This window comes from Williamsia sp. Y844 (assembly GCF_056786475.1).
Window position 1 is genome coordinate 2,653,599 of sequence record NZ_JBXCJB010000001.1, and the last position, 19,833, is coordinate 2,673,431.

At 64.1% G+C, this 19,833-nt stretch carries 20 protein-coding genes; 13 read left to right on the top strand and 7 right to left on the bottom strand.

What is annotated here, in order from left to right:
- Positions 1–18: 18 nt before the first annotated feature.
- Positions 19–2,487 (bottom strand): penicillin-binding protein, encoded by a 2,469-nt coding sequence (locus AC1TQG_RS12245; RefSeq protein ID WP_482137167.1) that lies wholly within the window; start codon positions 2,485–2,487, stop codon positions 19–21.
- 227 nt (positions 2,488–2,714) lie between these two features.
- On the opposite strand from AC1TQG_RS12245, the gene AC1TQG_RS12250 reads away from it, so the two are divergent.
- Positions 2,715–3,032 (top strand): WhiB family transcriptional regulator, encoded by a 318-nt coding sequence (locus tag AC1TQG_RS12250; protein ID WP_482137168.1) that lies wholly within the window; start codon positions 2,715–2,717, stop codon positions 3,030–3,032.
- A 57-nt stretch (positions 3,033–3,089) separates the two neighbouring features.
- Here AC1TQG_RS12250 and bagB read toward each other — a convergent pair whose 3' ends face one another.
- Positions 3,090–4,184 carry an ATPase BagB gene (gene bagB, locus AC1TQG_RS12255; protein WP_482137169.1) on the bottom strand — a complete coding sequence of 365 codons (1,095 nt, stop codon included), beginning with the start codon at positions 4,182–4,184 and terminating at the stop codon, positions 3,090–3,092.
- Positions 4,184–5,194: an ATPase BagA gene (gene bagA / locus AC1TQG_RS12260; protein ID WP_482137170.1), complete on the bottom strand. Its 1,011-nt coding sequence runs from the start codon at positions 5,192–5,194 to the stop codon at positions 4,184–4,186. The genes bagB and bagA overlap by 1 nt, the downstream gene beginning before the upstream one ends.
- Before the next feature lie 143 nt (positions 5,195–5,337).
- On the opposite strand from bagA, the gene sp36 reads away from it, so the two are divergent.
- Together sp36 and AC1TQG_RS12270 are read left to right on the top strand one after the other, a co-directional pair.
- The gene (gene sp36 / locus AC1TQG_RS12265; protein ID WP_023956445.1) at positions 5,338–5,502 is read left to right on the top strand and encodes a Sp36 family protein; all 165 of its coding nucleotides are present in this window, start codon (positions 5,338–5,340) and stop codon (positions 5,500–5,502) included.
- A gap of 7 nt (positions 5,503–5,509) precedes the next feature.
- Positions 5,510–5,974 (top strand): RidA family protein, encoded by a 465-nt coding sequence (locus AC1TQG_RS12270; RefSeq protein ID WP_482137171.1) that lies wholly within the window; start codon positions 5,510–5,512, stop codon positions 5,972–5,974.
- 41 nt (positions 5,975–6,015) lie between these two features.
- Here AC1TQG_RS12270 and AC1TQG_RS12275 read toward each other — a convergent pair whose 3' ends face one another.
- Positions 6,016–6,159 carry a hypothetical protein gene (locus AC1TQG_RS12275; protein WP_482137172.1) on the bottom strand — a complete coding sequence of 48 codons (144 nt, stop codon included), beginning with the start codon at positions 6,157–6,159 and terminating at the stop codon, positions 6,016–6,018.
- 132 nt (positions 6,160–6,291) lie between these two features.
- Between AC1TQG_RS12275 and AC1TQG_RS12280 the strand changes: the two genes are divergently transcribed.
- Genes AC1TQG_RS12280 through AC1TQG_RS12290 form a run of 3 tightly spaced genes read left to right on the top strand, consistent with a single transcriptional unit; the run spans position 6,292 to position 9,709 of the window.
- Positions 6,292–7,464 (top strand): CoA transferase, encoded by a 1,173-nt coding sequence (locus AC1TQG_RS12280; protein ID WP_482137173.1) that lies wholly within the window; start codon positions 6,292–6,294, stop codon positions 7,462–7,464.
- A complete protein-coding gene (locus AC1TQG_RS12285) occupies positions 7,458–8,798 on the top strand; it encodes an amidohydrolase family protein (protein WP_482137174.1) in 1,341 nt (446 codons plus the stop codon). Before AC1TQG_RS12280 ends, AC1TQG_RS12285 begins: the two co-directional genes overlap by 7 nt.
- An 11-nt stretch (positions 8,799–8,809) precedes the next feature.
- Complete coding sequence (locus tag AC1TQG_RS12290; protein WP_482137175.1) at positions 8,810–9,709, top strand: LLM class flavin-dependent oxidoreductase; 900 nt, start codon at positions 8,810–8,812, stop codon at positions 9,707–9,709.
- On the opposite strand, the gene AC1TQG_RS12295 is transcribed toward AC1TQG_RS12290, so the two are convergent.
- Together AC1TQG_RS12295 and AC1TQG_RS12300 are read right to left on the bottom strand one after the other, a co-directional pair.
- The gene (locus AC1TQG_RS12295; protein WP_482137176.1) at positions 9,706–10,689 is read right to left on the bottom strand and encodes a MaoC family dehydratase; all 984 of its coding nucleotides are present in this window, start codon (positions 10,687–10,689) and stop codon (positions 9,706–9,708) included. The two genes, AC1TQG_RS12290 and AC1TQG_RS12295, sit on opposite strands and share 4 nt — an antisense overlap.
- On the bottom strand, positions 10,682–11,536 hold the full coding sequence (locus AC1TQG_RS12300) for an HpcH/HpaI aldolase/citrate lyase family protein (protein ID WP_482137177.1): 855 nt from the start codon (positions 11,534–11,536) through the stop codon (positions 10,682–10,684). Before AC1TQG_RS12300 ends, AC1TQG_RS12295 begins: the two co-directional genes overlap by 8 nt.
- 167 nt (positions 11,537–11,703) lie before the next feature.
- Between AC1TQG_RS12300 and AC1TQG_RS12305 the strand changes: the two genes are divergently transcribed.
- From AC1TQG_RS12305 to AC1TQG_RS12335, 7 genes are all read left to right on the top strand, one after another.
- The gene (locus AC1TQG_RS12305; protein ID WP_482137178.1) at positions 11,704–12,858 is read left to right on the top strand and encodes an acyl-CoA dehydrogenase family protein; all 1,155 of its coding nucleotides are present in this window, start codon (positions 11,704–11,706) and stop codon (positions 12,856–12,858) included.
- 27 nt (positions 12,859–12,885) lie between these two features.
- Positions 12,886–13,632 carry a GntR family transcriptional regulator gene (locus AC1TQG_RS12310; RefSeq protein ID WP_482137179.1) on the top strand — a complete coding sequence of 249 codons (747 nt, stop codon included), beginning with the start codon at positions 12,886–12,888 and terminating at the stop codon, positions 13,630–13,632.
- Positions 13,633–13,666: 34 nt separating this feature from the next.
- Positions 13,667–14,473, top strand: coding sequence for an MBL fold metallo-hydrolase (locus AC1TQG_RS12315; RefSeq protein WP_482137180.1), 807 nt, complete (start codon positions 13,667–13,669; stop codon positions 14,471–14,473).
- Positions 14,474–14,868: 395 nt separating this feature from the next.
- On the top strand, positions 14,869–17,592 hold the full coding sequence (locus tag AC1TQG_RS12320) for a HAMP domain-containing sensor histidine kinase (protein ID WP_482137181.1): 2,724 nt from the start codon (positions 14,869–14,871) through the stop codon (positions 17,590–17,592).
- Entirely contained in the window at positions 17,589–18,002 is a 414-nt protein-coding gene (locus AC1TQG_RS12325) for a roadblock/LC7 domain-containing protein (RefSeq protein ID WP_482137182.1), read from the top strand. Before AC1TQG_RS12320 ends, AC1TQG_RS12325 begins: the two co-directional genes overlap by 4 nt.
- Before the next feature lie 7 nt (positions 18,003–18,009).
- On the top strand, positions 18,010–18,408 hold the full coding sequence (locus AC1TQG_RS12330) for a DUF742 domain-containing protein (protein WP_482137183.1): 399 nt from the start codon (positions 18,010–18,012) through the stop codon (positions 18,406–18,408).
- Positions 18,389–18,970: a GTP-binding protein gene (locus tag AC1TQG_RS12335; protein WP_482137184.1), complete on the top strand. Its 582-nt coding sequence runs from the start codon at positions 18,389–18,391 to the stop codon at positions 18,968–18,970. Before AC1TQG_RS12330 ends, AC1TQG_RS12335 begins: the two co-directional genes overlap by 20 nt.
- An 82-nt stretch (positions 18,971–19,052) precedes the next feature.
- On the opposite strand, the gene AC1TQG_RS12340 is transcribed toward AC1TQG_RS12335, so the two are convergent.
- Complete coding sequence (locus AC1TQG_RS12340; RefSeq protein ID WP_482137185.1) at positions 19,053–19,727, bottom strand: Crp/Fnr family transcriptional regulator; 675 nt, start codon at positions 19,725–19,727, stop codon at positions 19,053–19,055.
- Positions 19,728–19,833 lie beyond the last annotated feature (106 nt).

Consider the following 19,833-nt stretch of genomic DNA (forward strand, 5'->3'; position numbering starts at 1 on the left):
AGGTGGAGCGAATTTTGGTCAGGGTGGTGTCGGTATCTCGATCGGGCCGATCCCCGGCACGGTGATCGTCGTCGGCAGAGCGGGTGCACGTGTCGTCGGTGGTGGCGGTGGCGGCTGCGTTCGCCCGGTGCTGACGTAGATGGTGATGGTGCTGCCACCGATCGCGGTGCCCTCAGGGCTCATCGACACGACGGTCCCCGCTGACGCAGGGCTGTCGGTCTGGACCCGCGTGACCCGGAATCCGGCGTCCTCGAGGCGACTGGTGGCCGCACTCACACTCATGCCTGCCACGTTCGGGACGGACGTGCCGCCGACTCCGGCGACATAGCGCGGGTCGTTGGGCGGTAGGACGGTGGGCCCGAAGTTGTTGGCGATCGGCAGGATCGCGGTGAACCAGGTCCGAGCCGGTTCACTACCGCCGTACAGGTTTCCGTCGCCGCACTGCCGAAGTGGGCCCGAGCAGATTTCAGACGGCGTCGGGGAATCGTTGTAGGTGTAGGTGGCCGCAGCCAGATTGTTGGTGAAGCCGACGAATGCCGATGAGCGGTGGGCTTCGGTGGTGCCCGTCTTGCTGGACAGCGGCAGACTCCAACCGGTCGAACCAGCGGCACCGGCAGCGGTTCCCGCACCGCGATCGTCGGCACTCAAGGCGTTGGCGAGGGTGTCCGCGAGCCCGGGTTCGACGGCTTTCTCACATTTGGGCCGCTCGAACGCGACTTCTTGGACAGCGGGGGCACCGTTGGCGTCGACCACCTCGTTGCCATAGCGGTCCCGCTTGGGCTGGGTTATCGATGCGATCGGGTTGGGCGGGCACCACACACCGTGTGAGGCCAGCGTTGCGCCGACGTTCGACAGCTCCAGCGCGTTGACCGCGGTCGGTCCCAGGGTGAACGAACCGAGGTTGCCCTGCTTGAAGTAGTCCGCGAGAGACTGCTCGCCGTTGCCCGAGCTGCCGGGGCTGGCGTACGACCGCATGCCCAACCGAACTGCGATGTCGACGGCAGGGGCCACACCGACGTCCTGCAACAGCTTCACGAACGCGGTATTGGGCGACTGCGCGAGAGCATCGGTGATCGACATCCGAGCCGGGTACCTGCCGTCGTTCTTGACGCAATAGCTGGCCGGGGGACAGCCGTTGGCGCCATCACTGCTACCCATGCCCTGCGCCTGGAACGATCCCGGGACCACCAACGACGATCCCGCGCCGAGCCCGTTCTCCATGGCCGCGGCGACGGTGAAGATCTTGAAGACCGATCCGGCGCCGTCTCCGACCATCGAGAACGGCTGTGGCTGGACGGTCTGGTTCGCGTTCTGATCGAGTCCGTAGGCGCGGCTCGACGCCATCGACATGATGTCGTGCGATTCGGTGCCGGGCTTGATCACACTCATCACCGTTGCCACGCCCTCGAGGTTGGGGTCGGTGATCTTCTGCACGCCGGCATCTGTCGATCTCTGGACGGCCGGATCGAGCGTCGTGCGGATCGTGTAACCGCCACGGGCGATGGCTTCGCGGTTCATGCCGTTGGCGGCCAGGAACTGCAGTGCGTAGTCGCAGAAGAATCCGGCGTCGGCGGCGGAAAGGCAGCCGTTGGGCATGGTGATCGGGGAGGGGGCAACGCCCAGCGGGGCGCTCATCGCGGCCTGGTATTCGGCGGCACGGTTCGGGAAGTTCGAGACCATCGTCTCGAGGACGACGTTGCGGCGTTCGGTCACACCCTCGGGGTTGGTGTACGGATCCAGGGCCGAACTCGACTGGACCATGCCTGCGAGCATGGCCGACTCGGGCACATTCAAATCCTTGGCAGGCTTGCCGAAGTAGGTCTGGGCGGCGGCTTCGATGCCGTAGGCACCGTTACCGAACGGCACCACGTTCAGATAACGGGTGACGATCTCCTTCTTCGCCTCCTGCTTGGCCTCTGCGTCGCTGAGGTTCCGGTCGCTCTTGATCTGTTCGGTGAGCGTCTTCTCGAGGGTCAACGCCATGCGGACCTCTTTGAGCTTGCGGGCCGGAGTCGTCTCGGTGGCCGCGCGGCGCTCGGCGTCGTTCTGCGCGAGCACCAGCAGCTGGTAGTTCTTCACATACTGCTGGTCGATGGTCGATGCGCCCTGCTGGACCTCACCGGTCGACTGGTTCTTGAGGAACGCACGGATGGTCCCTTTCCAGTCGACGCCGTCGTGATCGAGGAATCGGCGGTCCTCGACGGAGATGATTGCTCGGATCATCTCGGGGGAGATGTCGTTGTAGCCGACCTGGGTGCGATGTTGGTCGTAGACATACGCGATCGGTTTGCCGTTGACGTCGGTCATGGTCGTGACCTCGGGGACCTGACCCTCGATGAGCTCCGACGACACGTTCTGCATGGTGTCCGCCGCCCGATTCGACACGAGGCCGAAGCCGCCTGCGATCGGAAAGAGCAGGCCGGCGACCAGAACTCCGGCCAGGACACAGGATCCAACGAGCAGAGTTAAAGATTTCGACTTCGACACGCCCGCCACGATACGTGTCACCCGGGGGTGCCTCGAAGGAGTTCGAAGGTCTTGAGATCGACCCGATACCTCATCTGTTTGGACGTCAGTGCCACTTTTTTCAATCCAGGTCTTGACTGTCCATGAGTGTGATCCATAGATTAGTTCTACTTGAATGTGACTCACATAACATTCAGTGGTAAATGCAAGTCCAGGCGTACTTCATATGCTTTAGACAGGGGATGCACATGGCGAAAGCGGCAGCTGCGACCATAGAGAACGAAGCCAGGCTGGCCTGGGTGGCCAGGGCACGGTGCCGTGAGGTTGATCCTGACCAGCTGTTTGTCCGTGGCGCAGCACAGCGCAAGGCGGCAACCATCTGTCGGCATTGCCCGGTGCAACTCGAATGTGGAGCCGATGCGCTCGACAATCACGTCGAATTCGGTGTGTGGGGCGGGATGACGGAGCGTCAGCGTCGAGCACTTCTGCGTCAGCATCCCGAGGTCACCTCGTGGAGTACGTTCTTCGAAACTCAGCGCAGGCGTCAAATCGTCGGCGTTGGTTGAGCAGTCAGCGCAGATCAACAAAGGAGGCGGCCGGGGAGACCGCCTCCTCGCATGTTTTCAGCCTTTGTTCGTGAGCTCTTCGGCTACGGCACGTAACGCCGTCATGTCCGCGACCTCGAACGGCAGTGCCGGAACACCCACGATCGGAACCGTGGGATGTGAGGTCGTGAAGCTGTGCAAGAGGTGCAGCTCGCGCTTGCCGATGGTGGCCCGCTCTGCGTGAATGGTCAGAATCGCCTTGGTCAGCGGATCATCGATCTGCGAGGCGGCGGCCTCGGCTGTCGATCCGCTGATGCTGGTCAGGTTCGGATGGGTCCGGTTGAGGATCAGTCCGGCCAACGGCATCTTTTCTTCCGACAATCGGTCGACGAAAAATGCGGCTTCGCGCAGCGCATCCGGCTCGGCCGTGGCAACCACCGCGAATTTGGTCCCCGGCTGCTTGAGCAGCGTGTAGGTCTTGTTGGCCCGCTCGCGGAAGCTGCCGAACATCGTGTCGAGTGACTGTACGAACACGGACACGTCTCGCAGGGTCTCGCCGCCGATGATCGTCGAGACGCCCTTCATTGCCAGGCCCACGGCGCCGGTGACCACGCGGCCTACGCCACGTCCACCGCCGACGAGCACCTTCATCAGGCGACCTTCGAGGAACGAGCCGAGTCGCTGCGGTGCATCGAGGAAATCCAAGGCATTGCGCGACGGTGGGGTATCGACCACCACAAGATCCCAATCATCCTGTGCCAGAAGCTGGCCCAACTTCTCCATTGCCATGTATTCCTGTGTTCCGGAGAACGAGCTGGCAACCGTCTGATAGAAGGTGTTGTTCATGATCGCCTCGGCCCGATCGGGTGGCGAGTATTGCGTGACCATTTCGTCGAAGGTCCTGCGCATGTCGAGCATCATCGCGTCGAGCGTTCCCTCGCCGTCGATCTTCACCGGCTGTGGGCTGTTGGTCAGCTCGTCCATGCCCAGCGACTGGGCAAGGCGTTTGGCCGGATCGATTGTCAGCACAACAACTTTGCGACCGCGCTCGGCAGCCCAGACCGCCATTGCCGCCGCAGTGGTGGTCTTGCCGACTCCGCCTGCGCCGCAACAGATCACAACTTTGGTGCCCGGATCGGTGAGGATCGCACCCATTTTCAGGTCGATGGGCATCAGGCACCCGCTTTCTGCAGGATCTCGGACAGATCGTAGAGACCGCCGAGGTCCATGCCTTCGTCAAAGGCCGGGAGTTGCAGCTTGTCCTTGTGCAACGATTCCAGATCGGCCCCGGCCTCGAGCTGCGCCTGCACCCGGCCGGCATGCTCGATGGTCTCGGTCAGCAGGCCCTCGAAGTCGGCTTCGGTGACGGTCAGGCCTGCGGCGTCGAGCTGAGTCCTCAGCCGGGCAGCGTCGATCACGCCATCGGCGATGTCGGTGACCGAATCGGCAGGCAGGTGCTGCGGCGACACCTTGTTGATGATCAGCGACCCGATTGTCAGGTCTTTGCCCTCGAGCTCGCCCACCGCGTCGATGGTCTCCTGAATCGGCATCGCCTCGAGCAGGGTCACCAGATGCACCACGGTCTCGCTGGAGTGCAACAGCTTCACAACACCGTCGCTCTGATTGCGGAGCGGACCGGTTTTGGTCAGATCGGCCATCGCCTTGGTGACATCGAGGAAGTTACCGATCCGCCCCGTCGGTGGTGAATCCACGACCACCGCGTCATAGATCCGGTTGCCCTTCTTGTCCGTCCGGACCACGCACTCTTTGATCTTTCCGGTCACCAGAACATCGCGAAGCCCCGGCGCGACGGTGGTGACAAAATCGATCGCCCCGATCCGGCGCATGGCGCGACCGGCGAATCCGAGGTTGTAGAACATGTCGAGATATTCGAGCAATGCGTGTTCGATGTCGATGGCCAGCGCCGAGACCTGGCCGCCGCCCTCTGCGGTCGCGACTTTGGTCTCGGTTGGTGCCAGCGGCGGAACGTCGAATATCTGCGCGATGCCCTGCCGCCCCTCGCATTCCACGAGCAGCACTTTCTTACCCTCGGCCGCAAGAGCCAACGCGAGCGCAGCCGCGACGGTCGTCTTCCCGGTCCCACCCTTACCTGACACGAAATGAAGTCGTGCTTTCCTGGCTGCTTCCGGCCAGTGATAACCCTGCGGTTGTTCTGACGTCACCGGCTCACCTTATCCATCAGAGCCGGTGATCAACATGGCGCCGCGGACTTCGGGTCCAAGTTTTGCCGCTTGCCCGACTGTGGTTCCGGTGGCTGAGCGCGGCTGCCCCTGGCTTGCGCATATGCAGCCGTTAGGCTGGGCACATGAGTGAGCCAACTGCCTGGGAATACGTGACCGTTCCGCTTCTGACCCACGCCACCAAACAGATCCTCGACCAGTGGGGTGCCGACGGCTGGGAGCTGGTCAGCGTCCTGCCCGGACCCACCGGCGAACAGCACGTCGCCTACCTCAAGCGCGCGAAGGGCTGATGCGCATATGACCTGGTCGGAGCGACTGACTGAACTGAACATCGTGCTCCCCAAAGTGGTGGCGCCCCTTGCCGCATACGTGCCGGCCGTCCAGACCGGCAACCTCGTCTACACGTCGGGTCAGTTGCCGATGCTCGGTGGCGAGCTCACCGCGCACGGCAAGGTGTCCGAGGGAGCCGAAGGTGTGGTCCGGCCCGACGCTGCCGCCGACGCCGCACGGATCTGCGCGCTGAACGCGCTGGCCGCCATCGACGCGCTGGTGGGTATCGACTCGATCAAGCGGATCGTCAAGGTCGTCGGATTCGTGGCATCGGCACCCGGGTTCACCGGACAGCCGACCGTCATCAACGGCGCCTCGCACCTGCTCGGTGAGATCTTCGGTGAGGCCGGGGCTCACGCCCGATCAGCGGTGGGCGTCGCCGAACTGCCGCTCGGTGCACCGGTTGAGGTCGAACTCATCGTCGAGGTCTGACCACAGCGGTATCGATCCAGCTGTACCACTGCTCCAAACCTTCACCGGTCCGCGCGCTCACTCCGAATCACGTGGGCGCGCGGATTCGTCTGGGCGATCGTGTCCAGAAATGCCTGCAACTCGATGTCGAGGTGCGGCAACAGGTCGATCTTGTTGAGTAGCACCACATGTACCCGGTTGACCATCGGCGTATCCAGATGACATTCCCCGCCAAACCCGTTGGCGGTGACGATGGAATCGACCTATACGCCCATGGCAGGTGGGTGTGAGCTGGGTAATAGGCTGGTGCGAAGTGCGGGGGACCAGAAGGAGCATCGGTGACCGATCCGGCGAGGCGCTGGGCCAGTAGCGGGATGGCTCATCTGACCGGTGATCCGGACGGCCCACCTGATTTCAGTCGGGCCGGCATCCTGGCACTGGCCGACGAGGCCGCGGCGCCCTTTGATGTCTCGGTCGACGATCTCCTCGCAGGCCGATCTGCGCTGATGGGGACCCGGCGGCAGGGGCGGATTTCGGTGGGCGGTGCCACCCGGCTGATCCGGTGCAGCGACACCTGGACGGCGTTCTCCCTGGCCCGCAGCACCGACATCGAGTCGCTTGGCGCATTGCTCAGGACCGACGAACCCATCGAGGACGTGTGGTCGACGCTGGAAGGCGCGGCCCGGGGTTGGGTTGCGGACGAACTCGTCGACCGCGCACAGATGCTCGAGATCCCGGCTGCGGTGCTGGGGTCGGCGACTGCCCCACCGTCGGTGATGACGCGAGGTTGGGACCGGACTCAGCCGCGGGCGGTCGACAGCGATCTGCTGGTGGTCGACCTGTCCGCGATGTGGGCCGGACCGCTGTGTGGGCAACTTCTGGGGAGCCTGGGAGCCACGGTGATCAAGGTGGAGAGTCCGGGCAGGCCGGACGGCGCTCGCGCCGGGAACCCTGACTTCTTCCGGTGGATGAACGGTGGAAAGCATCTCTTTCCAGCCGAGATCACCGGTCGGAACGCCGAACTGGCGAATCTGCTCGACGTTGCCGACGTCGTGATCGAGGCATCGCGACCGCGGGCGCTGGAGTCCGCAGGACTGGACGCCGCGACGCGTGCACTCCGCCCGGGTCGCGTCTGGATTCGGATCACCGGGTACGGCACGGCCCCTGACATGCGTAACCGGGTGGCGTTCGGCGACGACGCGGCGGTCGCCGGTGGACTTGTCGGACAGGGGAGTACCGGCCCGGTGTTCTGTGGCGACGCTATTGCCGACCCGTTGACGGGTCTCGAAGCCGCAGGCGCGGTGATCGAATCGCTCGGTCGGGGTGGCGGGGAGATCATCGACGTGGTGATGTCGGGGGTGGCGGCAAAATACGCTGCAGTGCAGACGATCCCGGGTCATAGCGACCACGCAGAGGTTGAAGCCCGGGTGCCTGCGATCGCAGAGGCCACCGGCGCGACGGTGGACGCGCAGTGGGTGGCAGGCCTGATCGAGAGTCGGGCGGCATGCTGATCATCAATGCGCGACGACTCACCGGGGAGCCCCTCGTGCTGCGCACGGTGGGCGACCGCATCGGTGAGGTCGGGACGGAACTCACTGCGGTGCAAGGAGAAACGGTTCTCGATGGGCGAGGAGGAACCCTCATCCCAGGCCTCTGTGACCATCACATCCACCTGCGGGCCACCGCGGCCGCGGCCGAGTCGACCAGGGTCGGCCCCCCGCAGGTCCGCACCCCTGAGGAGTTCAGGGCCGCGCTGATCACGGCAACCCCGCAACCGGATGGCTGGATCCGCGCGGTCGGCTACCACCACAGCGTGGCCGGAGAGCTCGACCGGCATACTCTCGACGCGCTGGTTCCGCACGTGCCCTTGCGGATTCAGCATCGCAGCGGCGCGATGTGGTTTGTGAACTCGGCCGGTCTCGCTGCTCTCGATCAGTCAGACCATCCCACCGGACAGCTCTTTCGGCAGGACACCCGGATGGCTGCGACAACCACCGGCAGCCCCACCGATTTCGGTCCGCTCAGCCGCCGTCTGAGCGCATACGGCGTCACCGCCGTCACCGAGGCAACTCCGGATCTGACCGCGTCCGACCTGGATTCGCTCGACGCCGCCGTCGGCGGCGGCCAGATCCGTCAGCGGGTCCTGGTGATGTCTGCCGATTCGGGCCGCGACCATCCCCACCTGTCGTTCGGGCCGGTCAAACGTATTCTCGACGACACCACCCTCGACCTCGATGCCCTCACCGAATGGATTGCAGCCGTGCATGATCGGGGCATTGCAGTGGCCCTACACTGCGTCACCACCGTGCAGTTGGTGGTGGCCACCACCGCGCTGCGCTCCGCCCGAGTCCATGCCCGCGACCGCATCGAACACGCTGCAGTCGTGCCCGAATCAATGATCGAGGACCTCGCGGAACTGGGCGTCACCGTGGTGACACAACCCAATTTCGTGGCCGAACGCGGCGAGGAGTACCTGCAGGATGTGCCGACCGCCGAACACGAAGAACTCTGGCGGCTGCGAAGTCTGCAATGTGCCGGAATACCGGTGGCAGGCAGCACGGACGCCCCGTTCGGGGATGTTGATCCCTGGGCGGCGATGCGCGCGGCGCGCGATCGCACAACGGGGAGCGGATCGGAACTGTCCATCTCGGAGCGTATTTCGGCGAGGTCTGCCGTCGAACTGTTTCTGGGTGAGCCCGGCGATCCGGGAACGCCACGTGAGCTGACCGCTGGTTCGGTGGCCGACCTGTGCCTGCTGTCCGAGCCGCCCGAGGTGGTACTCGCGGAACTGAGCGCAGAACTTGTCGCCGCCACGGTGATCGGTGGACAGATGATGGAGCGATGAGGAGTGAAGAGATGACAGATCGGCCGCAGTTCGGGATCTTCGTGCCCCAGTTGGGGATGCCGGCCGATGCCGTGATCGCCGCCGCCCAGAATGCCGAGCGGGCGGGATTCGACTCGTTCTGGGTGATGGACCACCTCTTTGCGCCCGGCGCGCCGTCCCTGGATGCGCTGGAGAGCTGGACATTGCTGTCGGCGATCGCCGTGGCCACCGCGGACATTCGGCTCGGACATCTGGTGGTGTGCAACCCACTTCGGCATCCGGCTGTTCTGGCAAAGATGGCCGCGACCGTCGACCGGATCTCGGGTGGCAGGCTCGATCTGGGTTTGGGTTGGGGGTCGATCGAAGCCGAGTTCGAGATGTTCGGCATCGAACACGGATCACGAAAGGAACGTGCGCAGCAATTGGGGGAGACCGTCGAGATCCTCCGCCTGATGTTCTCCGGAGAGCCGTTCGACTACCAGGGCAAGCACTTTGCGCTGTCCGGTGCTTACGGCAGGCCGACGCCGGTACAGAGTTCGATCCCCATCCACATCGGCGGAGCAGGCAAACAACTGACGATGCCGCTGGTCGCCGAATACGCAGACTGGTGGAACTGCGTTGGTGGCGCGCGTGATCAACTCGACGAACTGCGTCCGCTGAGCGGTGGTGCGCGCCTGTCCGTGCAGTACGCCGTGGGCGTTGTGACCGACGAGTCGCTGCGCGCCAAGGTGATCGAGAGAACCGCTCGCCGGCTGCCTGAATCCGGTTGGGGCAAAGCCCTGGTCGGTACACCCAGCGAACTGGTCGACATGTTCAAGGACGAGATCGATCGCGGGGTGGAACTGTGTATTGTCCGCCTCCACGATCTCGCAGACCCGGAGACCATCAAGATCTTCGGGCGCGAGGTCGTCGCGGGGGTACTCGACGATTAAGTGGTGAGCGCGGTGAACTTCCAGTCGAGCACCGGCGTCGTGGTGCCGTCCGCCGCAACAACGTCGGCGAGCGAACGCAGCTTCAACAGTGTTCCGTTACCAACAGATTCGGCCGACTCCACCTCCAGGCGGCTGGTGATCGTGTCGCCCTCGTGTACCGGACCGACATGGTCGCAGGACTGCCAGCCCAGGACCGTCACCAGATTGGGCAGGGCCCGGTTTGCCTGGGACAGTGCGATGCCGATGGTGTGACCGCCATACACCAGGCGCTCGCCACCGATCCGCGCATCGTGGTGGGTGGCCGCGATATTGAGTGAGAGTCGCGCCAACTCAGGGGCACTCGACACCACATCGGCACTGGATACGTAGACCGTGCCGGGTGCCGGAATCGACTGGGACTTCGGCAATGCCGACAGATCCCACCCGGCCGGGATCTCAAAGGCCGGTTCGTCGGCTGGGCCGATTGCCGAGAGATCATCGTTCGACTCGGGACGGCCTTCGGCCGGGGAGCCGGACAGGGGGATCATCGCGCACCGGTAGAAGTCCAGGATCTTGTTCCCGTCGGCGTCGGTGGTCTCCATCCGCAGGGCCGCAAGTCCGGTGGGCCGTCGACCTGGTTTAACCGAATTCGCCCGCAATCCAACAACTTCGGTGCGGGTGTAGAGCGTGTCGCCGATGTGGGGAAAGCGGTGAAAGCGGAGACCGCGGTAGAAGAGGTTGGCCTTCACATGATGTGTCGCCAGCGTCGACTGTCCGATCGCCACATCGCAGACCAGTCCGGGATGGGCCAGGGCCTTCGGGTGTCCGGTCACGGCCTGCGACAGGTGGGCGTCGAGTGACAGCCGCAACCTGTCGCCGAGTATCGACTGATGCACCGCGGCAGCGCCCTCGGTCAGCGTCATCGACGGGGCGGTGTCGAAGACCTGCCCCACCACCAGTTCGTCGAAGTACGGTCCGCCAACGGCGATCGGGTCAGACATCGGTGCTCTCCTCTACCTTGGCCAATGTGCGTCGTGCAGACAATGCAACCGCCTCGTCGAGCATCTGCCCGTCGAGTTGAGCGGCCCCGGCGCCGCGCAGAGCGGCTTCCTCGAGTGCGGCCAGAACGCGTTGTGCGTGTTCGACAGCATCGGCCGATGGAGTGAATTCGCTGGTTACGTAATCGATTTGACGTGGATGGATCATCCACTTGCCATCGAATCCCAGCTCGCGCACCCAGCGCGTCGCGAACCTGAAGTCGTCGTTGTCGGCGGTTCCGAGGTGCGGTCCGTCGATGGCGGCGATACCAGCGGTCCGCGCGGCGATCAGCACTCGGTCCTGAATGGCAGCCCACCGGTGTGGCGGTAGACCGGGCTCTCGGCCGAGTTCGGCCGCCAGATCGGCGTATCCGATGATCAGGCCGTCCAATTCGTCTACGGCACTGCAGATGTCGTCGAGGAAGGTGAGGCCGGTGGGGGTTTCGATGAGTGCCTGCAGAGTGGCACCATGTCCGGCGAGTCCAGCCGCGGCGGTCTCGAGGTCGGCTGCACCCTGCACCTTTGGCACGACGACACTCGACAAGCCGGATCCGGTGTGGGCCAGCGCCGCGAGGTCCGCGGCGGCCCACGGTGAATCGATGCTGTTGATGCGCACGGCGATGGTGGTACCGGGCGCCGGCGTGATCGTGTTGATGGCCTCGACCACCAGCGTCCGGGCAGCACCCTTGTTGATGGGTGTGACGGCGTCTTCGAGGTCCAGGACGACCTCATCGGCTCCGGCCTGCAATGCCTTGGTCAACTTGCGTCGGTCGGAACCCGGGGTCACGAGCACAGATCGTCGGCGGCTCATCGCATCCTTTCGAGTGGCTGGTGCATCGGGTATGTACGGCCAAATCATGGTCGTCGGTGTTTGCCACTGTCAAGCAACGTGCGGTCGAGGCGGGCAACAAGTGGTTGACAATGGGTCACATTGGGCCGAATATGGCCGTACAAAGTTTCACTGTCGCGGAAGGTGTCATGAGCTACAACTTGAACGACGAAGAATCGATGCTGGTGCAAACGGTGCGTGACTTTGTCGACCGCGAGGTGAAGCCCTCAGTACGTGAGGTCGAGAAAGCCAACGAGTATCCCGACAAGTGGATCGATCAGATGAAACAGATCGGTATCTACGGTCTGGCGGTAGATGAAGAATACGGCGGCTCGCCGGTGTCGATGCCCTGCTACGTGGCGGTCACCGAAGAACTCTCCCGCGGCTGGATGAGCCTGGCAGGCGCCATGGGCGGACACACCGTGGTCGCCAAACTGATCACCATGTTCGGGACCGACGAACAAAAGCAGAAGTACCTCCCGGTGATGGCAACCGGTGAGATGCGGGCCACCATGGCATTGACCGAACCCAGTGGTGGTTCGGACTTGCAGGCGCTGACGACCGTGGCCAAGACCGAAGGCGACGACCTGGTCATCAACGGCGCCAAGACCTGGATCAGCAACGCGCGTCGGTCCGGTGTGATCGCGCTGCTCTGCAAGACCGATCCGGCCGCCACACCACGCCACGCCGGTATCTCCATCGTTCTGGTGGAACATGGCCCGGGACTGATGATCTCGCGTGACCTACCCAAACTGGGCTACAAGGGCGTCGAGTCCTGTGAGCTCTCCTTCGACAACTACCGCATCCCGCAGTCGGCGATCCTCGGTGGTACGCCGGGCAAGGGATTCCCGCAGATGATGAAGGGCCTCGAGACCGGGCGCATCCAGGTCGCCTCGCGGGCGCTCGGTGTCGCGGCGGCGGCGCTCGAAGACGCACTGGCCTACGCCCAGCAGCGGGAGAGTTTCGGCAAGCCGATCTGGAAGCACCAGTCGATCGGAAACTACCTGGCCGACATGGCAACCAAGCTGACCGCCGCCCGGCAGCTCACCCGTTTTGCCGCCGAGAAGTTCGACTCGGGGGAGCGCTGCGACATGGAAGCCGGTATGGCCAAGCTCTTCGCCTCCGAAGTCGCGATGGAAATCGCCCTCAACGCGGTCCGGATCCACGGCGGCTACGGATACTCCACCGAATACGACGTCGAACGCTACTTCCGGGACGCCCCGCTGATGATCGTCGGGGAGGGCACCAACGAGATCCAGCGCAATGTCATTGCCGGACAATTGGTGTCCCGCGGCGGGCTATAGGCCTGCCCGCGTAGCATCGTGGCGATCATGCCTGGGAAAAGGAGCGAGGCCGCGCCCGCCTACCAATTGTTGGCGAACCAGCTGCGGCAGGACATCGCCGCCGGTCGCTACGACAACGGCTTGCGCCTCCCAACGGAATCCGAGCTGTCGGAGCGTTATGAGGTCAGCAGGCAGACCGTGCGCCGGGCATTTGTGGACCTGGTGGCGGACGGCATCGTCTATCGGGTGCCGGGGCGCGGAACATTCGTCAATGAATCCGGTGGGCGGTACGTGCGGCAGCAGGGTTCGATCGAGGATCTGATGAACCTGTCGCACGACACCACGATGGAGGTGGTCGATCAGCTTCGCAGGCGGATCGATGTGGAGGCCGCCAGTCGGCTGCGGCTGGACAGCGACGTGGTCTACACGGTGGTGTTCCGGCGGATCCACGAGGGGATCCCGTTCGTGCTGACAACGGTCCATCTGCCCGAGGACGTCGCACGACTGGTGATCGACGCCCCGGAAATGGCACAAGGAGCGGTCAGTACCTACACGGTGATCGGGCTGTTGGAACGGCACCTCGCCGCGCCGATAGCCGAGGCGGCTCAATCCATCACGGTCGGGCAGGCCGACGACCTCGACGCCGTCCATCTCGATTGCGAAGCGGGTCAGCCTGTTCTGCGGATCGATCGGCTGTACACCGATAGCAACGGGGTCGTCAGTGAACTGTCGGTCAGTCACTTCCTGCCCGAGCACTACACCTATCGCGTCACGCTGTATCGCGATCGCGGGTGAGCTGCATCATGCTGAGGGCGTTAGCCTGAGTCGCATGAGTGAATTGCAGCATCCTGCATACCGTGAAGTTCGCCCGGTCACCGACTTCGCTTCGGTGCTGCTGTGTCGCAACCCAGGGATGATGACGCTGGATGGCACGAACACCTGGATCTTGCGGGCGCCCGGACATCCGGATTGTGTTGTGGTGGACCCCGGCCCCAAAGGCAAGAAAAAGCACGTGAAAGCCGTTGCTGCGCAGGGCAACGTGGTGTTGGGGCTGATCACCCACCGGCACTACGACCACACCGGTGCGATCAAGTACTTCCGCGCACAGACCGGTGCCCCGGTCCGGGCCCGCAGCGTCGACTACACCCGCGGCGCCTCGACCCTGGCCGACCGCGAGGTCATCGAGGCCGCGGGATTGAAGATCACCGTGCTCTACACACCCGGTCACACGGGGGACTCGGTGAGCTTCCTCGTCGAGCACGAGGGACAGCGAGCCATGCTGACCGGCGACACCATCCTCGGCGGTGGCACCACAGTTCTCGATCCGTCGGACGGATCGTTACGTGACTACATGAACTCACTCAATCGGCTCATCGTCGAGGGTGATGAGTGTGCGATGCTGCCCGGCCACGGCCCCGATCATGCCGAGCTGATCCCGGTGGCCCGCTACTACAAGGCGCACCGCGAGCAGCGGATCGATCAGGTGCGGGCGGCCCTGACCGAACTCGGGGTGACTGCAAAAGATGCCAAGCCCGGCAAGGTGGTGAAAATGGTATATGCCGACGTCGACAAGAAACTCTGGCCGGCAGCCAAGATGTCGGTCAAGACGCAGCTCGCCTATCTCGCACAGGATTAGATTTAATGGCATGGATCTCGTCGGCGAGATTCAGAACAATTCGTTAGCGTTGAAAAGTACCGTCCGACAACGGATTTGGCTTCGTCATTAATCTTTGATCATGACGATATTGACCTCTGGTCGTGACGATCGAAATCGATCGCATTCGGAGCAGCTTGAGCATCTGGCCGTTCATGCCTAAGCGAGTCAGGACGATCTCAAAACTTTCTCGATGCACATTGTTGGTATAAGTTGCTCCCACAGAAGATGCCCAAGCTTTCGTTATGCGTCACATCAAGCCAAGGTGTCCTTTGCCGGGGAACATCCGTTACCTCTGCCTCCAGCCCCACCCGGGCGAATCGAAGCGGGATTCGAGCGTGGTCGAAATCGGAACAGAGTCATCGAAGCGTAGACGTGTGCCGCGTATCTGGTCGCTCTCCGGCTGGCCGGTCAGCGTCAAGGTCGCGGCCGTCGTTGCGCTGCCGCTCGCGCTGGCCATCTTTTTTGGTGCGTTGCGCATCCAATCGGTGGTGGCCGACGCATCAGATCTGGCGTCGAATGTCGACAAGTCGACCGCGTCGTCGCAGTTGTTCGCCATCGACTCCGTGGTGGGTGACCTTGCCACCGCCGGTGATCCGGGGCCGGAGGATCAGCTCGGGAAAATTCTGTCGTCGCTCGCCGTCGGTGAGCGACTGGAGAATTCGCCGCTGCAGGCCGACGTGGCCAGGGACTTCCAGGCGGCCTTGGCGGCGGCGGGCGAGCTGCGGGCTCGCCTACAGTCCGGGCCGGTACCGGTCGCGGACCGTATCGCCGTCGCAGAGAACATGACCTCCGCGGCAACGGAACTCTGGCTCGCCTCTGTGACGAACCTCACCAACGGGTTGGCCGCCGACAAAACCGATCTGAGGACGCTCGGGAACGGCATCATCGATTCGCTCTCTGGCAACCGGGCGGCGCAAACCCAGCAGATCCTCCTGTCCGAGCCCAACCGGGCCACGTTCGGCCTGGCCAACCGTGCCGCGGGCCGTGAGACCGCGTACCTCTCCGCGTTGGCCGTGCTGCTCGGTGACGACTCCCCGGAAGTCCAGGAGCTTCGTTCTCTGCTCGACACCCGCCTCGCCATCTACTCCACCGGATCGAACGTAGGCCTGGCCGAAGCGGCTGCGTCGGCGGAGAGGTCGGGCGAGGTGTACAACGCGATCACCCAGCGTCTGGCCGGAGAGTCGATCGCATCGCTGACGGCGCAGGCCGAGGATCGAAAAAGGGCCGCGTGGATCGAGTCGGCGATTGTCCTGGCCGCCGTGTTGATCGCGTCTCTGGTCGCACTGTTGGTGGCGCGGTCGCTGATCCGACCGATTCGGCGACTCCGGCAAGGCGCGCTCGATGTTGCGCACCGTGCCCTTCCTGAGGCGATCGAAGAAATCCGCATGGGTGGCGACCCGCCCAAGGTCGTACCCATCCCGGTGCACACCAAAGAGGAGATCGGTCAGCTGGCCCGGGCTGTGGACGACATCCACGAAGAAGCCCTGGCACTCGCCGGCGAGCAAGCGCGACTGCGACTCCAGGTCGGCAACATGTTCGAGACGCTCTCGCGGCGGAGTCAATCGCTCGTGGACCATCAGCTCTCCCTCATCGAGGAACTCGAGCGCGACGAGGACGACCCGCGCAGGCTGGAGAGCCTGTTCCGCCTCGATCACCTCGCGACGAGGATGCGGCGTAACGGGGCCAACCTGATGGTGCTCGCAGGCACCGCGCCGCGCCGGAACCAGAACGACCAACCGGTGGCTGTGGACACCGTCCTGAGTGCCGCTGTGTCCGAGGTCGAGGACTATCGCCGCGTGTCGATGCAAGAGGTGCCCGACGCGATGGTGGTGTCCCCGGCGGCATCCGACATCGTGCATCTCCTCGCCGAGTTGATCGACAACGCGCTGCGGTACTCGCCTCCCGACACTCTCGTCTCCGTCGCGGCCGCGCGTGCCGTCGATGGCGGAATCCTCATGGAGGTCGCCGACCGTGGACTCGGGATGTCCGCAACGGAGATCGACGAAGCGAATGTCCGGTTGTCCGTCGGTGGCGAGGTCACACCCGAGACGGCGCGCCGGATGGGCCTGTACGTGGTGGGGAGCCTTGCGCAACGCCACAATGTGACGGTTCGGCTCCGTATGACGCAGGCGCAGGGGAGTACGTCGGGAGTCACCGCCAGCGTGCACATCCCCGTGAACCTGGTCGTCACCTCCTTCCCGTCGCAGGGTCGGAACGGGCGGGCGGCCAGGCGGGACTCGGCAGCATCGTCTCGTGCGGCGGCCAACCGTCTGTTCGACGGGGCCAGTGCGGGCAGGGGCGCCCCGGCCACGAGTGCACCTACCGCGGTCGCCGCACCCGCAGCAAAGTCCGGTCACTCGACCGCGTACACCGAGCTCACCGCGGCGAAGCTGCCACGACGTAGGCCCGGAGCGAGTGGAGTCGACAAAGCTCCGGCACCGGTCTTCCCTCCCACCGACTCCGACTCCGACTCCGGCTCCGTCGCGTCGACCGTCGACTGGAATGTGAACGGTTCGCCCTCCGATACAACTGCGTTCTTCAGTGCCCGGCCCGCCGCTCGCGCCGACAGAGCGGCGGCCGGCGACACCAGGAACGGTCCGACAACCAACGGCCGCAACCGTCCGCCGCCGATGGACCAGACCTCCGCCTCTGAATCGACGGACCGCGCCGTTCCTGGGCCGTCGGCACGCGAGGCTGCGTCGCCTGAGGCTGTGTTGCCTGAGGGCAGCCCACCGGTGTCCATCTATGAACGCATGGTCTCGGAATGGTTGCTCGATCCCGCAGACGTTCAGCGTCCGAGCGGTTCCTGGTTTACCGCTGCCGATGCCGGATGGGCCGCGGCGGCGAGCGCAGCCGAGTCTCCGATCACGACTCGGACGGAGAGCGGTCTGCCCGCCCGTACGCCCGGCGCCCGCCTGGTCCCGGGAACTGTCAACCCGGCGCAGGCGTCCCCCCATCGACCTCGCCCCGATCCGGAGAGTGGACCGGCGAGAAATCCAGAGGCCGTGCGGCGAAAGTTCACGAATCATTTCGACGGCGTCCGCGCCGGCCGTTCAGAAGACGCCTCCCACCGACACAGAACGGACGAGAACGAATGAATTACTCCGTGGCCCCAACACCGGACCGGTCGCTCGACTGGCTCGTGTCGAACTTCGCGAGAGACATAGTCGGTGTCGTACATGCCGTCCTGGTCTCGGCCGATGGCCTGCTCATGGCAACAAGCGAAGACCTGCCTCAGGAGCGGGGCGAGCAGTTGGCGGCCGTGACATCCGGACTGGCGAGTTTGTCCTCAGGTGCGGCGCGATTGTTCGACGGCGGCCCGGTATTGCAGTCGGTCGTCGAGATGGAGAACGGCTACCTCCTACTGATGAGCGTCGGTGACGGATCGCACCTGGCGTCACTGACCGCAGCATCGTGCGACATCGGCCAGGTCGGGTATGAGATGGCCGTGCTCGTCTCGCGCGTCGGCAGCATGGTGGAACCGTCGGCCCGAATGCGAGAACGGTGACGCACTCATGCCCCCACCCGATTCGCTGCACGACGACGACGATTCCTCTGAGATCGGTGCACCGTCTCCCAACCTGGTGAGGCCCTACACGCTCACGGCGGGGCGTACCAAAACCGACATCTACCTCCCGCTCGAAGCTCCGGTGCACACCACCCCTGACACCATCCCGAACTTCTGGCCGCCCAGCGACGTCCGCACGAAAATCATTGCGCTGTGCGGGAACGGACCGTCCGTGGCGGAGATCTCGGCCCGTCTGAATCTGCCCCTCGGCGTTGCGCGTGTGCTTGTCGGGGATCTCGTCGAAACCGGAAGCCTGCGCCTTTCGGAGACTCTCAGCGACGACGCGACTGCGGCGCAGCGCCGCGAACTCATCGGAAGGACACTTCGTGGACTACAGGCACTCTGATACGAGAGGCCGAGCCGCATCGACAAAGATTGTGGTGGCGGGCGGGTTCGGCGTGGGCAAAACCACGTTGGTCGGCACGATTTCGGAAATCGTGCCCCTTCGCACCGAGGCGATGATCACCGACGAGTCCGAAGGCGTTGACGAACTCGATGTGGCGGGCACGAAATCGACGACGACGGTCGCGATGGACTTCGGCCGGATCACGTTGTCCGACGATCTCGTCCTCTACCTCTTCGGCACACCGGGACAGCGTCGCTTCTGGTTCATGTGGGACGACCTGGTGCGCGGAGCGATCGGTGCCATCGTGCTCATCGACACCAGGCGCCTCGACGACTCGTTCGCGGCAATCGATTACTTCGAAGCCTGCGGTCTGCCGTTCGTCGTTGCGATCAACCAGTTCGACGACGCACCACGTTTCGCGATCGATGACATTCGAGAAGCGTTGGCGATCTCGGGTTCCGTGCCCATCCTCGAAGTCGACGCCCGGCGGGCACAGTCGGTACGTACAGCTCTGATCACACTCACCGAATACGCACTCACCAGCGTGAGGTCAGCCAGCTAGTGTCCCGCGTCCGGCCAAAACAAAACCGCCAGTTCCAACGCGCCACATGGGTGCGCCGGAACTGGCGGTTTCGGTAAGGAAATCAGCGAGCGCGACGTGCCAGGCGCTCGGAGTCGGCGATCAGGACACTCTTGCCCTCGAGACGGAGCCAGCCACGCTGTGCGAAGTCGGCCAGGGCCTTGTTCACGGTTTCGCGGGAGGCGCCCACCAGCTGGGCGATCTCTTCCTGAGTGAGGTCGTGAGTCACACGCAGAGCCCCGGCTTCCTGCGTTCCGAAGCGCTGGGCCAGCTGCAACAGCTGCTTGGCCACGCGTCCGGGAACGTCGGTGAAGATGAGGTCGGCGAGGTTGTTGTTGGTGCGTCGCAGACGACGGGCCAAAACCCGGAGCAGCTGCTCCGCGATCTCCGGCCGGTCGGCGATCCACGAACGCAGAGCGTCACGGTCCATCGAGACCGCACGGACCTCGGTCACGGTGGTGGCCGAGGAGGTACGCGGACCCGGATCGAAGATGGACAGTTCGCCGAACATGTCGGACGGCCCCATGATCGTCAGCAGATTTTCACGGCCATCGACTGACTTGCGGCCGACCTTCACCTTGCCGGACAAGATGATGTACAGCCGGTCTCCGGGCTCACCTTCGTTGAAGATGACATGTCCACGGGGAAAATCAACAGGCTGGAGCTGATTGGCCAGTGCTGCGACGGCGGTGGGCTCCACACCTTGAAAAATGCCCGCCCGCGCCAGTACTTCCTCCACTTACGCCCCTTTCTAAGGGTCCAGCCAGACCACGTTCAAACCTGAGAATGCTCACACAAATCATGCTGTTGTGTTCGTCACCCGTTATGCAGTCTACGGGTAACCA

Bases quoted from the DNA above. Each gene is read 5' to 3' on its own strand.
- AC1TQG_RS12250 (WP_482137168.1), top strand. From the start codon at position 2,715: ATGGCGAAAGCGGCAGCTGCGACCATAGAGAACGAAGCCAGGCTGGCC.
- bagB (WP_482137169.1), bottom strand. From the start codon at position 4,184: ATGCCCATCGACCTGAAAATGGGTGCGATCCTCACCGATCCGGGCACC.
- sp36 (WP_023956445.1), top strand. From the start codon at position 5,338: ATGAGTGAGCCAACTGCCTGGGAATACGTGACCGTTCCGCTTCTGACC.
- AC1TQG_RS12270 (WP_482137171.1), top strand. From the start codon at position 5,510: ATGACCTGGTCGGAGCGACTGACTGAACTGAACATCGTGCTCCCCAAA.
- AC1TQG_RS12275 (WP_482137172.1), bottom strand. From the start codon at position 6,159: ATGGTCAACCGGGTACATGTGGTGCTACTCAACAAGATCGACCTGTTG.
- AC1TQG_RS12285 (WP_482137174.1), top strand. From the start codon at position 7,458: ATGCTGATCATCAATGCGCGACGACTCACCGGGGAGCCCCTCGTGCTG.
- AC1TQG_RS12290 (WP_482137175.1), top strand. From the start codon at position 8,810: ATGACAGATCGGCCGCAGTTCGGGATCTTCGTGCCCCAGTTGGGGATG.
- AC1TQG_RS12295 (WP_482137176.1), bottom strand. From the start codon at position 10,689: ATGTCTGACCCGATCGCCGTTGGCGGACCGTACTTCGACGAACTGGTG.
- AC1TQG_RS12300 (WP_482137177.1), bottom strand. From the start codon at position 11,536: ATGAGCCGCCGACGATCTGTGCTCGTGACCCCGGGTTCCGACCGACGC.
- AC1TQG_RS12305 (WP_482137178.1), top strand. From the start codon at position 11,704: ATGAGCTACAACTTGAACGACGAAGAATCGATGCTGGTGCAAACGGTG.
- AC1TQG_RS12310 (WP_482137179.1), top strand. From the start codon at position 12,886: ATGCCTGGGAAAAGGAGCGAGGCCGCGCCCGCCTACCAATTGTTGGCG.
- AC1TQG_RS12315 (WP_482137180.1), top strand. From the start codon at position 13,667: ATGAGTGAATTGCAGCATCCTGCATACCGTGAAGTTCGCCCGGTCACC.
- AC1TQG_RS12325 (WP_482137182.1), top strand. From the start codon at position 17,589: ATGAATTACTCCGTGGCCCCAACACCGGACCGGTCGCTCGACTGGCTC.
- AC1TQG_RS12330 (WP_482137183.1), top strand. From the start codon at position 18,010: ATGCCCCCACCCGATTCGCTGCACGACGACGACGATTCCTCTGAGATC.